9 protein-coding genes are annotated in these 13108 nt (G+C 74.8%); 7 read left to right on the forward strand and 2 right to left on the reverse strand.

The annotated features are described in order from the left end of the window. The first annotated feature begins 6 nt into the window (after positions 1–6). From AC3IX6_RS36930 to AC3IX6_RS36955, 6 genes are all read left to right on the forward strand, one after another. On the forward strand, positions 7–870 hold the full coding sequence (locus AC3IX6_RS36930; RefSeq protein WP_489367663.1) for an alpha/beta fold hydrolase: 864 nt from the start codon (positions 7–9) through the stop codon (positions 868–870). Next, positions 867–2042 carry a glycosyltransferase gene (locus tag AC3IX6_RS36935; protein WP_489367665.1) on the forward strand — a complete coding sequence of 392 codons (1176 nt, stop codon included), beginning with the start codon at positions 867–869 and terminating at the stop codon, positions 2040–2042. The genes AC3IX6_RS36930 and AC3IX6_RS36935 overlap by 4 nt, the downstream gene beginning before the upstream one ends. Beyond that, complete coding sequence (locus tag AC3IX6_RS36940; RefSeq protein ID WP_489367666.1) at positions 2039–4087, forward strand: class I SAM-dependent methyltransferase; 2049 nt, start codon at positions 2039–2041, stop codon at positions 4085–4087. The genes AC3IX6_RS36935 and AC3IX6_RS36940 overlap by 4 nt, the downstream gene beginning before the upstream one ends. Further along, entirely contained in the window at positions 4084–5109 is a 1026-nt protein-coding gene (locus tag AC3IX6_RS36945; RefSeq protein WP_489367667.1) for a galactokinase, read from the forward strand. The genes AC3IX6_RS36940 and AC3IX6_RS36945 overlap by 4 nt, the downstream gene beginning before the upstream one ends. 84 nt (positions 5110–5193) lie before the next feature. Further along, positions 5194–6480, forward strand: a complete 1287-nt coding sequence (locus AC3IX6_RS36950; protein ID WP_489367668.1) for an alkaline phosphatase family protein — start codon at positions 5194–5196, stop codon at positions 6478–6480. A 49-nt stretch (positions 6481–6529) separates the two neighbouring features. Next, positions 6530–7786 carry an MFS transporter gene (locus AC3IX6_RS36955; RefSeq protein WP_489367669.1) on the forward strand — a complete coding sequence of 419 codons (1257 nt, stop codon included), beginning with the start codon at positions 6530–6532 and terminating at the stop codon, positions 7784–7786. A 9-nt stretch (positions 7787–7795) separates the two neighbouring features. Here AC3IX6_RS36955 and AC3IX6_RS36960 read toward each other — a convergent pair whose 3' ends face one another. Then, complete coding sequence (locus AC3IX6_RS36960) at positions 7796–9091, reverse strand: MFS transporter (protein ID WP_489367670.1); 1296 nt, start codon at positions 9089–9091, stop codon at positions 7796–7798. 99 nt (positions 9092–9190) lie between these two features. Here AC3IX6_RS36960 and AC3IX6_RS36965 point away from each other — a divergent pair, with 99 nt between their 5' ends. After that, positions 9191–11248 carry a prolyl oligopeptidase family serine peptidase gene (locus tag AC3IX6_RS36965; RefSeq protein WP_489367671.1) on the forward strand — a complete coding sequence of 686 codons (2058 nt, stop codon included), beginning with the start codon at positions 9191–9193 and terminating at the stop codon, positions 11246–11248. A 51-nt stretch (positions 11249–11299) separates the two neighbouring features. Here AC3IX6_RS36965 and AC3IX6_RS36970 read toward each other — a convergent pair whose 3' ends face one another. Next, positions 11300–12982 (reverse strand): flavin monoamine oxidase family protein, encoded by a 1683-nt coding sequence (locus AC3IX6_RS36970; protein ID WP_489367672.1) that lies wholly within the window; start codon positions 12980–12982, stop codon positions 11300–11302. Positions 12983–13108 lie beyond the last annotated feature (126 nt).

Raw genomic sequence — 13108 nt, forward strand, 5'->3', positions numbered from 1 at the left:
CCCGCCATGGCCTTCGTTCCCGCGGGTACCGTCCGTTTCCACGTCCAGCAACTCCCGCCCACCGCGCACGCGGACGGCCCCGACGCCACCGACCGCCCCGTCGTGGTGTTCCTGCACGGGCTGGTCGTCGACAACCTCTCCTCCTTCTACTGCCCCCTGGCCGTCCCGGTGGCCCGGGCCGGGCACGAGGTGGTCCTCTACGATCTGCGCGGCCACGGCCGTACCGAGCGGCCGGCCACCGGCTACGACAGCCGCACCGCCGTACGGGACCTCTTCGCCCTGCTCGGCGCCCTCGGCCTCGGGCACCGCCCGGTGCACCTGGTCGGCAACAGCTACGGCGGCACCCTGGCGCTGCACGCCGCCCTGGCCCGGCCCGATCTGGTCGCCGGGCTCACCCTGCTCGAACCCCCGCTCAGCGGGGCCTGGGTGGACAACATGGTGGACACCCTGTCGGCGGCGGCGCTCGGCCTGGAAGACAGCGCGGTACCCGCCGAACTGCTCACGCTGCGGCTGCGCAAGGCGGCCAACCTCACGGCCATCGCCGACGACCTGCTCAACCGCACCACCCTCATCGACGACATAGCCGCGAGCCGCACCTTCACCCCGGACGACTACGCAGGACTGCGCTGCCCCGTCCTGATCGTCTGCGGCGAGCACTCCGAACTGGTCCCGGGCGCCCTGGAACTGGCCCGCCACGCCCCGCGCGTCACCGCCGTCGAGATCCTGCCGGGCCTCGGGCACGACGTGCTGAAGGAGAGCAGCGGAGCGCTGCGAGCGGCCGTACTCGCCCACCTCGATGCCACGGCCGCGGCGACATCCGCGGTCGCGACGACGCCGGTGCGATCGCGGGCGGGAGCGCTGGTCCGATGAGGGTGCTCTTCACGGTGCCGCCGCTCGCGGGGCACGTCAATCCGACCGTGGCGGTCGGCTCCGAACTGGCCGCCCGCGGCCACGAGGTCGCCTGGACCGGCCCGCCGGGGGCGCTGTCCCGGCTGCTGCCCGAACACGCCCGGATCCTCTCCGCGGGCGCCGAAGCGGGCGGCGACTACGCCCTGCTGCACGCCCGCTGGCGCGATCTGCGCGGGGTCGGGGCGCTGCGGTTCCTCTGGGAGGAGGCGCTGGTCCCGCTGGCCAGGGCGATGCTCCCGGGCGTGGTCCGGGCGGTCGGCGCCTTCCGGCCGGACGTGCTGGTCGCCGATCAGCAGGCCCTGGCCGGACCGGTGGCCGCGCGGCGGCTCGGGGTGCCCTGGGTGACCTCCGCCAGCACCTCGGCGGAACTCACCCTGCCCTTCGCGGACTTCCCGAAGGTCGGGGAGTGGGTGGCCGCGCAGATCGCCGGACTGCTGGCGGAGTGCGGAGGCGGCCCCGAGCCGGCCGGCACGGTCTGGGATCCGCGGTTCTCGGAGCGGCTGGTCCTGGTCTTCTCCAGCCGCGAACTGGTCGGAGGAGACCGGAAGTTCCCGCCGCACTACGCCTTCGTCGGCCCGGCCTTCGGAGCCCGCCCGCCCGCTCCCCGGTTCCCCTGGGAACAGCTGGACCCGGAGCGGCGACGGGTGCTCGTCTCGCTGGGCACCCTCAACCAGGAGGCCGGGGGCCGCTTCTACGGCGCGGTGCTCGGCGCCGCCGAACGCCTTGGGGGAGACGTCCAGTTGGTGCTGGCCGCCCCCGCCCCGCTGGTCGGGGCGGTCCCCTGGAACGTACTGCTGCGCGACAGCGTCCCGCAGCTGGAGTTGCTCCCGCACCTCGACGCCGTCGTCTGCCACGGCGGCCACAACACCGTCTGCGAGGCCCTCGCGCACGGGCTGCCGCTGGTGGTCGCGCCGATCCGCGACGACCAGCCGATCGTCGCCCGGCAGGTCGTGGAGGCCGGCGCCGGGGTGCGGGTGCGGTTCGGCAGGACCAGGGCCGAGGAACTGCGCGACGCCCTGACGGCCGTACTGGACGAACCCGGCCACCGCCGGGGTGCCCGGCGGATCCAGGCCTCATTCGCCGCGGCCGGCGGCGCCGCCGCCGCGGCCGACCGGTTGGAGGAACTCCTATGACGCGCTCCCCGCTCCCTTCCCCCGCCCGGGCCCCCCTTTCCGTGCCGCTCCTCCCGTCCGGCGTCCGGTGGACCTCCGCCCTCCTGATCGCCGCCCTCGGCGCGGGCACCGTGCGCACGGCCCGCCGGCTGCGGGCGGTCCCCGTGCTGCCCATGGCCGCACCCGCGGACGCCGGGGTGCCGCGCGCCGCCGGCTGGCGGCTGCTCACCGCCGGCGGGGTCGAGCCCGACGCGGCCACCTTCCTCGCCGCCTGCGCGCACGCCGACCGGGAGGGGCTGCGGGTACTGGACCTGCTGCCCGGGGACCTGCCCACCGAGCGGCTGCTCGGCCTGCTGCGCCTGGTGGACCCGGCCGGATACCGGCAGGACCGGCTCGGCGAGGGGCGCGGGGCCGGCTTCGCCGTGCTCGTCGCCGAGGAGGTGCTCGCCCGGGCCGGGGTGGACCCGGCGGGCCCGGACGCCACCCCGGCGGAACTCATGGCCGTGATCCGGCGGGTGAAGGAGTACGCCGCCGACGCCACGGGACTGGCCATCGCACCCGCCCTGAGCTGCGGACCGCTCGCCGGCTCGGGCGGACCGGCGCGGGCGGCCGAACTGCGGGCCCAGGGACTGCCGCCCGGGGCGCTCGCCGCCGCCCAGCTCGCCGGGCTGGCCCTGCTGGCCGGGGTCGCCGTACGGCAGGGCCGGTGGGGGGCCGCCGCGGCGGGGCTGTACTGGATCCAGCCCTACCTGGCCCTCGGCCGGCCCGGCGCGCCCCTGCGTCCCGGCGACCTGGCCCGGGCCACGGCCGCAAGGCCCGTACGCTCCCTCGGCGCGGCTGTGCGTACGGCCGCTGCGACGCCCCGTACGCCGCGACCCGGGGCCGTGCCCCGTGCGGCGAACGGCCCGGCCGCCGCGCGGGACACGGAACGGACCGGCATCCGGGCAGAAGCGGTCCCGGCGGAAGTGGCCCGGGCGGAGGCGGTCCGAGCGGAAGCGGTCCGCGCCGAGGCGGACCGTGCCGCGTCGGTCCGCGCCGAGGCCGTCCGGGCGTACCGGGCCGACCTGGCCGCCGGGCCCGACCGGTTCCTCGAACCGCGCCGGCCGGACTGCCCCTGGTGCGGCTCCGGACAGCTGACCGTCCGGGTCCGGGTGCCCGACCTGCTCCAGGGCAAGCCCGGCCGCTTCACCCTGGAACAGTGCGGAGCCTGCGGGCACGTCTTCCAGAACCCCCGACTCTCCCCGGAGGGGCTGGAGTTCTACTACCGCGACTTCTACGACGGCCGCGGCGGCGAGGGCGCGGCCACCGTCTTCGGCCGGCTCGGCGCCGCCTACCGGGGCCGGGCCGACATGCTCCGCCCCCACACCGATCCCGTGTCCTGGCTCGACGTCGGCACCGGCCACGGCCACTTCTGCAACGCGGCCCGCGCCGCCTGGCCCGACACCCGCTTCGACGGGCTGGACATGGGCGACGGGGTCCGCGAGGCCGAGCGGCGCGGCTGGGTGGAGACGGGATACCAGGGCCAGTTCCCGGAGTTCGCGGTGAAACTGGCGGGCCAGTACGAGGTGGTCAGCATGTACCACTACCTGGAGCACACCCGGGACCCGCTCACGGAACTGGACACGGCGGCCGCCGTCCTCGCCCCCGGCGGCTACCTCACCATCGAACTCCCCGACCCCGAGTCCCGGATGGCCCGGCTGCTCGGACCGGCCTGGCTGCCCTGGTTCCAGCCGCAGCACCAGCACCTGATCCCCTCCTCGAACCTGCGCGAGGCACTGGCCGACCGGGGCTTCACCGTCCTTGCCGAGGAACACGGGGCCGCCCACCAGGGCAACGACTTCTTCGGCGCGGTGGCCCTGACCGTGACCCGGCTGGCCCCCGACCCGGACCGGCCCTGGGGACCCCCGGCCACCCCCGGCCGACGCGCCCTGACCGGCGCCGTACGGCTGGCCTCGCTGCCCTGCTTCGCCGCCGCGGCCGTGCTCGACGGACTGCGCACCGCCGTGGCCCACCGCACGGACGGCGGCAACGCCTACCGGATGCTGGCCCGCAAGGACGAGCGGTGACGGGCCCCGGCGCCCAGGCGGACCGGGCACCGTCCGGAACCGGTCCCACCGGAACCGGTCCCACCGAAACCGGCACCACCGGAACCGGCACCGGTGCACTCGCCGGAGGCGACCTCGCCCGCCGGGCCACCGCCGACCCGCTCTTCCGCCTGGTCTCCTACGCCCTGGAGGCCGCGCACGGCCGCCCCCCGGCCGCCGTCTGGAGCGCCCCGTACACCTTCCACCTGGGCTCCCCGGGCCTCGTCGCGGCAGCCGGCTGGCCGGTGGCGGCCGCGGCGGCCCCGCGCACCGACGGCCTGGTCCGGCTCAGCTCCCTCGCCCACCCGGCGGACGGCTGCGACCTGCCGCTGACCCTGTCCGGGCCGCCGCCATCCACCCCGGCCTGGGCCGCCCGCCCGTACGCCCTGCTGCGCGCGCTGGCCCGGGCCGGCTACGGCCGCGGCGGTACCGACCTGCACGTACAGGGCTCCCTCACCGCCGCCGCCGGGCTGGCCACGGAGGAGGCCGCCGACTGTGCGGTGGCGCTCGCGGTGGCCGACGTCCACACCCCGCCGGGCGAGGACCCGGACCGGTCCCGGCTGGCCCGGCTGATGGCGCAGGCGCTGCCGGACGGCGACGACCCCCTGCGCCGGGGCGCCCTCTTCGCCCGGCCGGGCAGGGCCCTGCTGCTCGGCCACGGCCCGCCCCGGCCGGAGCCCCGGCGGCACCGGCAGCGGTACGTGGTCTTCGACCCGGCCGGGTCGGGGTCCCGCCTGGTGCTGCTGGCCCTGCGGCCGGACCGCGACGGCACGCAGGACCGTACGGCCGAACTGGCCCGGGCCGTCGGATGCGCCCGCCGGGCCGGGGCCCTGAGCGCCTGGCCGCCCGGTCGGCGGCCGGGGCGGAGCGTCCTGGTCCTGCTGCCCGAGGCCCGGCCGGCGGCGGTCCGGGCGGCGGTCGCGGAGGACTTCCGCGACCGGGGGCTGCCCGTGCCCCGGTTCCTGAACATCACCGTGGCCGGCGCGGCCCGCCGCGAGGCCTGAGACCGGGCCCCGACAGCGGGCCCCACACCCGACCCCGACCCCGAACCCGAGCACCACACCACTCACCACGAGGAGGAACCACCCATGCCCCTCCATCCCGCGACGGCGGAGAGCGCGAGCACGCCCGCTCGCGCGAGACACCGGATCCACCGCTCCGCCCTGGTCGCCTGCCTCGGCGCCCTGGGCCTGCTGGGCGCCTTCACCATCGCCAACTCCCAGGCGGCCGAAAGCGGTTCCGCGGCACCCACCGCCGCGGCCGCCCTGCCCACGTACGACCACGTGGTCGTCGTCGTGTACGAGAACAAGCAGTACGGCGAGATCATGGGCAGCGCCAACGCCCCGTACATCAACCAGCTCGCGGGCGGCGGCGCGAGCCTGACCGGCATGAAGGCGCTGACCCACCCCAGCCAGCCGAACTACTTCAACCTGTTCTCCGGTGCCACCCAGGGCATCACCGGGGACGGCTGCTACACCCCGCAGTCCATGACCGCGGCCAACCTCGGCCAGGAAGTGATCGCGGCCGGAAAGACCTTCGCCACGTACAACGAGGACCTGCCGAGCGAGGGTTCCACGGCCTGCACCAACGGCCAGTACGCCCAGAAGCACAACCCGTGGTTCGCCTTCAAGAACGTGCCGCTCAACACCGGCAAGACCTGGGCGCAGTTCCCGCAGAACAACTTCGCGGCGCTGCCGAACCTGTCGTTCATCGTCCCCAACCAGTGCAACGACATGCACTCCTGCTCGGTGGGCACGGGCGACACCTGGACGAAGAACAACATCGACGCCTACGCGCAGTGGGCGAAGGCCAACAACAGCCTGCTGGTGCTGACCTGGGACGAGGACAACTTCCTCGGCTCCAACCAGATCGCCACCGTCTTCTACGGGGCGAACGTCAAAACGGGCACGTACTCCACGGCCTTCAACCACTACAACCTGCTGCGCACCTTCGAGGACCTGTTCGGCACGACGCACGCAGGGAACGCCGCCAACGTCCAGCCGATGAGCGAGGTGTTCAGCTCCACGACCCCGACCCCGACTCCGACCCCGACACCTACGTCCACCCCGACCCCGACCCCCACCCCCACGCCGACTCCGACCTCGACCTCGTCCGAGCTGAAGCTGGTCAACCCCGGCCCGCAGAGCTGCAAGTTCAACCAGAACTGCACCATCCAGCTCACCACCACCGGCGGGAAACCCCCCGTCCGCTACTCCGCCACCGGACTCCCCTGGGGCCTGACCCTCGACGCCACCACCGGCCGCATCACCGGCAAACCCTGGGCCACCGGAACCCTCCACATCACCGCCACCGCCACCGACACCACCCCAACCACCGCCACCACCACCTTCCCCCTCACCCTCACCTGGTTCTGACCGACCTGGTTCTGACCCACCCGGTTCCCACAGCGTGAAGGAGGCACCCGTGTACCTGTCGACCAGCCGTGCGGCGGACATCGCCGCAGACCCTCCGGCCCGGAAGGGCCCCCTGCGGGCCGTCCCCGGCACGGTGCTCGCCCTCGGCATGGTCAGCCTGATCACGGACGTCTCCGCGGAGATGGTCACCGCCGTCCTGCCGCTGTACCTGGTGGCCGGACTCGGGATGTCGCCGCTCGCCTTCGGCGCCCTGGACGGGCTCAACCAGGGCGCCACCGCGCTGCTGCGCCTCGTGGGCGGACGGGTCTCGGACCGCACACAGCGCCGCAAGCTCGTCGCCGGCGCCGGCTACGCGCTCTCCGCCGCCTGCAAGGCGGCGCTGCTCGCGGTCACCACACCCTGGTCGGTGGCGGCGGTGCTCGCCGCCGACCGGACCGGCAAAGGACTGCGCACCGCCCCGCGCGATGCGCTGATCTCGCTGTCCTGCCCGCCGGGGGAGCAGGGCCGCGCCTTCGGGGTGCACCGCGCGCTGGACACGGCCGGGGCCCTGCTGGGACCGCTGGCCGCCTTCGGCGTGCTGTGGGTGGCGGTGGACGGGTACGAGGCCGTCTTCACCGTGAGCTGCTGCCTCGCGGTGCTGGGGGTGCTGGTGCTGGTCCTGTTCGTACGGGAGAGCCCCGCGCCCGCGCCGGCGGCCGGGACGCCTCCGGCCCGGAGCCTGCTGCGGATCCCGGGCCTGCGACGGCTCTGCCTGACCGCTGCCGTGCTCGGCCTGTTCACCGTCGGGGACGCCTTCCTCTACCTGCTGCTCCAGCGGCGCCTGGACCTGCCGGCCGTCTGGTTCCCGCTGCTGCCGGTCGCCACCGCGGCCGTGTTCCTGCTGGCCGCCGTGCCCGTGGGCCGGCTCGCCGACCGGCTGGGCCGCCACCGGGTCTTCCTCGGCGGCCACCTGCTGCTGCTCGGCGCCTGTCTGCTGCTCCTGACCCCCGTACCGCCCGGCCCCGTGCTCGTGCTCGGGGTCCTCGGCCTGCTCGGCCTGTTCTACGCGGCCACCGACGGGGTGCTGATGGCCGCCGCCGGGCCGCTGCTGCCCCCCGGGCTGCGCACGACCGGGCTGGCGGTGCTCCAGACGGCGCAGGCCCTGGCGCGGTTCGCGGGTTCCCTGCTCTTCGGCGCCGCCTGGACCCTGTGGGGGCCGGGCCCGGCGCTGGCCGCGGCGGCCGGCGGGCTCCTGCTGGCCCTGGCCCTGACCACCGCCTTCGCGGGCCGCGGCCCCACCCCGGGCGAGGAATCACCCGCGGGGTGAGGGCGCACGTCAGGCGGTCGACCCGCTCGGTTGCGGCTCCGCCTTCGCGGCCCGCTGCCGCAGGGAGTCCTCGTCCGTGTCCGCGTCGTAGGAGATCAGCTTCGGCAGCAGGGCGGCCAGCAACGCCACCGAGGCCACGCAGGCGAGTCCGCCGCTCCAGAAGGCCGAGCGGGTACCGGTCCAGCCGGCCATCGCACCCGCGCGAACCTGCCCGAGCTGCGGGCCGACGGTGTACGAGAGCACCTCGATGCCCGCGAGCCTGCCCCGCAGCTCCTCGGGGATCGTCTGGTTCCAGATGGTGGCGCGCCCCAGCCCGCTGAGCATGTCGCCCGCGCCGGCCACCGCGAGGCACAGCAGCACGAACCAGATGTTCCCGGACCAGCCCGCGGCCGCGATGGCCAGCCCCCACACCCCCGCCCCGCAGACCACCAGCAGCCCGTGGCGGCGTACCCGAGAGGCCCAGCCGCTGGTCAGCCCCAGCACCAGCGAGCCCACCGCGCCCGCCGCGTACATCAGACCCAGCGCCCACACGGCGTCGAGCTCGTCCGCCAGGAACGGGAAGATGGCGTTCGGGAAGGCGAAGAGCATCGCCGCCATGTCCACGGCGTACGTGCCGAGCAGCACGGGCCGGCTCCACGCGTACCGGGCGCCCTCGGCGATCCCCCGCAAGGAGGGCCGCTCGGCGTCCCGTGCGGGCGGCGCCGGGCGCAGCCGCAGGCACAGCAGCACCGATACGAAGAACCCCGTGACGGTGACCGCGTACGCGGACGCGTACCCGGCGTACGCGACGACCAGGCCGGCCGCCGCGGGACCCGCGATGGCGCCGAACTGGTAGCGCAGCCCGTTCAGCGCGGCCGCGGCGGTCAGCTGGTCGTGCGGCACGATACGCGCCATGAGCGAATCCATGGCCGGCCGCTGCAGGCCGGTCAGCGCCGATACGCACGCCGCGACCACGTACAGCGGCCACAGCAGGGGGGTCGGCAGGGCCGAGTTCACCAGAAGGACCAGGGCCAGCACCCCGAGCCCGGCCTCGGTCAGCAGGATCAGCCGCCGCCGGTCCACGGCGTCGGCGAGGGCGCCGCCGTAGAGGCCGAAGACCACCAGCGGGAGCAGCTCCACCGCGCCCATCGCACCGACCGCGAGCGGCGAGTCCGTCAGATGCTTGATCTGCAACGGCAGCGCGATCATCGCCATGAACGAGCCGAAGAAGGTGACCGTGCCCTGGTAGAACAGCAGCCGGAAATCGGGGCTCGACCGCAGCGGGGAGAGGTCCGGCAGTACGGAGGCGAAACGGGATCTGCTCACGAGGGGCCATCGTGGGCTCCCGTCCTTCCCCCGGCAACCGAATTTCGGTGGTTGCCCGGGCGGGGACCCGGCTGCCCTCCGATCCTGCACAATCGGCGGATGAGCGATGAAGACCCCTACCTCTGGCTGGAAGACGTCACGGGCGAGGCCGCCCTGTCCTGGGTGCGTGAACGCAACGAAGAAACGGTGTCCGCGCTCGCCTCGGACCCCGGGTTCAAGGTGCTGGAATCGGAGGTCCGCGAGGTCCTCGACGACGACGGCAGGATCCCGTACACGACCCGGCGGGGACGCCACCTCTACAACTTCCGGCAGGACGCCGACCACGTACGCGGTCTGTGGCGGCGCACCACCCTGGAGGAGTACCGCAAGGACCGGCCCGACTGGGAGCGGGTCCTGGACCTGGACGCGCTCGCCGAGGCCGAGGGGGAGAAGTGGGCCTGGGCGGGCGCCGCCGTCCTGGCCCCCGATCACCGCCACGCCCTGGTCATGCTGTCGCGGGACGGGGCGGACGCCTGTGTGGTGCGCGAGTTCGATCTGGTGGACCGGGAGTTCGTCCCGGGCGGCTTCGAGGTCGCCGAGGCCAAGACCCGGATCGGCTGGATCGACCGGGACCTGGTCTGGATCGGCACGGACTTCGGCCCCGGCTCGATGTCCGCGTCCGGCTACCCCCTCCAGGTCCGCCGGTGGCGCCGGGGCACGCCCCTCGCGGAGGCGGAACTGGTCTACGAGGGCCGGCCGACGGACCTGTCCGCCTCCGGCTGGCACGACGACACGCCCGGTTTTGAACGGGACTTCGTCCACCGCCAGATCGACTTCTGGCAGGGGGAGCTGCTCCTCCTCCCCGGGGACGGAACCCCGGATCCGGCCCGCACGGCCGATACGGCCGGGCCCGAGAAGATCGACGTCCCCGACGACGCCGGTGCCTCCGTCCACCGCGAGTGGCTGCTCGTCGCGCCGAAGTCCCCGTGGCTCGGCCACGTCGCGGGCAGCCTGCTCGCCTTCGACTTCGAGGCCTTCCGGGCGGGGGAGCGGGAAGCGGCGGTGCTCTTCACCCCGGACGAGCACACCGCCCTCGCGGGCTGGAGCTGGACCCGCCACCACCTGATCCTCACCACCAACGCCGACGTCTCCTCCCGGCTGGAGATCCTGACCCCCGGGCCGGGCCCCGACGGCTGGAGCCGCACCCCCCTGTCCGGCGTACCGCCGCTGTCCACGGCCTCCGTCACCGGCACCGACCCGGACGTGAGCGACGAGTTCTTCCTGAACGTCGCGGGCCACCTCCAGCCGTCCACCCTCTACCGGGGCACGGCTCCGGCCGGCGCGGACGAGACCGTCAAGCAGGGCCCGGCCCTCTTCGACACGGCCGGCCTCGCGGTCCGCCAGTACTTCGCGCGCTCCGCGGACGGCACGGAGGTCCCGTACTTCGTCGTCGGCCCCGAGGACCGCACCGGCCCCGGCCCCACCCTGCTCTACGGCTACGGCGGCTTCGAGATCTCCATGGTCCCGTCCTACAGCGCCGTCACCGGCCGCGCCTGGCTGGCGCGCGGCGGCACCTACGTGGTGGCCGGCATCCGGGGCGGGCACGAGTACGGGCCGGACTGGCACAAGGCCGCGCTCGGCGCGAACCGGGTCCGGGCCTACGAGGACTTCGCGGCCGTGGCCCGGGACCTCATCGCCCGGGACGTCACCACCCCCGCCCAGCTCGGCATCGAAGGCGGCAGCAACGGCGGGCTGCTCATGGGCGCGATGCTCACCCGCGACCCCGAGCTGTTCGGCGCGGTCGTCGCCCACGTGCCGCTGATGGACATGCTCCGCTTCCACAAGCTGCTCGCCGGAGCTAGCTGGATCGCCGAGTACGGGGACCCCGACAGCCCGGCCGACCGGCCCCACCTGGAGGGGATCTCCCCCTACCACCAGGTCCGGACCGACGGGCCCCCGTACCCCCCGATGCTCCTGCTGACCTCGACCCGCGACGACCGTGTCCACCCCGGGCACGCCCGCAAGATGGCCGCCCGGCTGCGGGAGTCGGGGCACCCCGTGCTCTTCCACGAGCACCTCGGCGGCGGCCACGCGGGCGCCACCGACCACGGGCAGACCGCCTTCAACGAGGCGCTGGTCCACACCTTCCTGTGGGACCGGCTGACCCCGCGGCAGTGACCCCGCCGAGGTGACCGCACGGGGCTCCGGCGCGCTGCGCGCGGCCCGGGATCAGATCTGGCAGCTGATCTCGGCCGCGACGCGCTCGCCGGAGGAAACCGCCGCGTTCAGCGTGGAGTTCTCCACGTCGGTGTGTTCGCCCGCGAAATGGATCCGGCCCTCCTGGAGCCCCTCGCACCCGGCGATCGAGGTGTACTGGCCGACCTTGTAGAAGTGGTAGGCGCCCCGCTGCCAGGGGGCCCGCGACCAGTGGTCCTCGTACGCCCTGCCGGTGAAGGCGGCCCGGGTGCCCGGGTAGACGTGCTCGATCTGCGAGAGGAACCAGTCGACGTCGGCGGCGGGCGCCGGGCCGTGCGCGGCCCCGGTGAGCACGTCGCGGGCGGTGTTCCCGCCGGGGAAGTTGACCAGCAGCGACGGTGTTCCGGCGGGTGCGCCCGCGACCGAGCCGTCCCAGGCGGTCTGGTAGCCGACCGGGCCGGTGTTGCTGATGCCGTTGTACCCGAGCTGTGGCCAGGTCTTGGCCGAGAGCTCGGTGACGATCTTCGCGTTCTGGCCCATGCCCTGCTGCCGGACGGCGGTCAGCTTGCGGGCGGAGAGCCCGGCTCCGGAGAGGTCGACCTCGCGCAGGGTACTGAAGGGCAGGGCCAGCACCACGTGGTCGGCCGGCACCGAGACCGTACTGCCGCCCTGGTCGAAGACGCAGGTGTACGAGCCGTCGGCGCCGCGGCGCAGGGCGACGAGCCGGTGGCCCCGGCGGACCGTGCCGGCCGGGAGCTGGGCCGCCATCCCGCTGACGAGCTGGTCGTTGCCGCCGATGAGGTGGTACTTCTCGTCGAAGCCGCGCCCGCCGGCGAAGACCGACGAGGCCCCGAGGAAGCCGATCATGCCCAGCGCGGAGGCCTCGGCGGGCTCGCCGCCCGACTGGAGCTGGAGGGCCTGGATCAGCTGGCCGAGCCGGGAGCCGGGGGCGAGGCCGATCTCGTCGAGGTAGTCCAGGCAGGAGAGGTGGTCCAGCCGGTACGCCTCCGCGGTGTAGCCGTCGTAGCGGGCGGTGCCGGCGGCCGCGTACGAGGCGCTGAACGCGTCGTAGGCAGCGGCGATCCAGTCGTCCTGCTGCTGGAGCCCGGAGTAGGAAGCCCCGTCGACCCAGCCCGCGTAGTCCCCGGCGTGCAGTTCGCCGCCGTTGGCGATCTCCCTCTGCAGCCCGAGGCTCCGGGCCAGTTCGAGGACCGCGGTGTCGGTGGAGCTGATGAAGGAGCCGCCGTGCTCGTGGACCGCGCCGCCGGAGAAGAACCCGCGCAGGGACCAGCAGCGGCCGCCGATGCGCGTCGTGTCGGCCTCGTACACCGTGCTGGCGACCGGGTTGCCCCGGTTCCACAGCCGGTGCGCGCAGCGCAGTCCGGCCAGTCCGGCGCCGACGATCACGACGCGCGGGGCGGCGGGGCCGGTCGCGGCGGCGGCGCGGCGCGGGGAGAGCAGGCCGCCGGGGAGGGCGGCGGCCAGGGCCGCGGCGCCCGCGGCGCCGAGTATCCGGCGGCGGCCGGGCGTACGGGTGCCCGGGTCGGGCTGTTCCTGGGCCCGGCGGGCGCGTTCGCGGCGGGAGTCCTCGGCGTGCTCGCCGAGGACCTCGGCGACGGGCATGCCGCGGCGGCGGGCTTCGGCGTGGGCCGAGAACGCGGTGCGGAGCGGGTCGGGGATGCCGGCGCGGTGGGCCGGCTGGTGCGCGTGCTGCATGTGATCCCTCTTCTCGGAATCCTGCGGAGACGGCAAGAGTCGAACTGAGGGGGAGTAGAGCGGTGGCGCAACGCCGTTGTCAACGGTGTTGCGCCACTTCGGGCAGGTGAATTCCCGCGGACGGGT

It is taken from the genome of Streptomyces sp. GL_141 (assembly GCF_057834385.1).

Bases quoted from the DNA above. Each gene is read 5' to 3' on its own strand.
- AC3IX6_RS36930 (WP_489367663.1), top strand. From the start codon at position 7: ATGGCCTTCGTTCCCGCGGGTACCGTCCGTTTCCACGTCCAGCAACTC.
- AC3IX6_RS36935 (WP_489367665.1), top strand. From the start codon at position 867: ATGAGGGTGCTCTTCACGGTGCCGCCGCTCGCGGGGCACGTCAATCCG.
- AC3IX6_RS36940 (WP_489367666.1), top strand. From the start codon at position 2,039: ATGACGCGCTCCCCGCTCCCTTCCCCCGCCCGGGCCCCCCTTTCCGTG.
- AC3IX6_RS36950 (WP_489367668.1), top strand. From the start codon at position 5,194: ATGCCCCTCCATCCCGCGACGGCGGAGAGCGCGAGCACGCCCGCTCGC.
- AC3IX6_RS36965 (WP_489367671.1), top strand. From the start codon at position 9,191: ATGAGCGATGAAGACCCCTACCTCTGGCTGGAAGACGTCACGGGCGAG.
- AC3IX6_RS36970 (WP_489367672.1), bottom strand. From the start codon at position 12,982: ATGCAGCACGCGCACCAGCCGGCCCACCGCGCCGGCATCCCCGACCCG.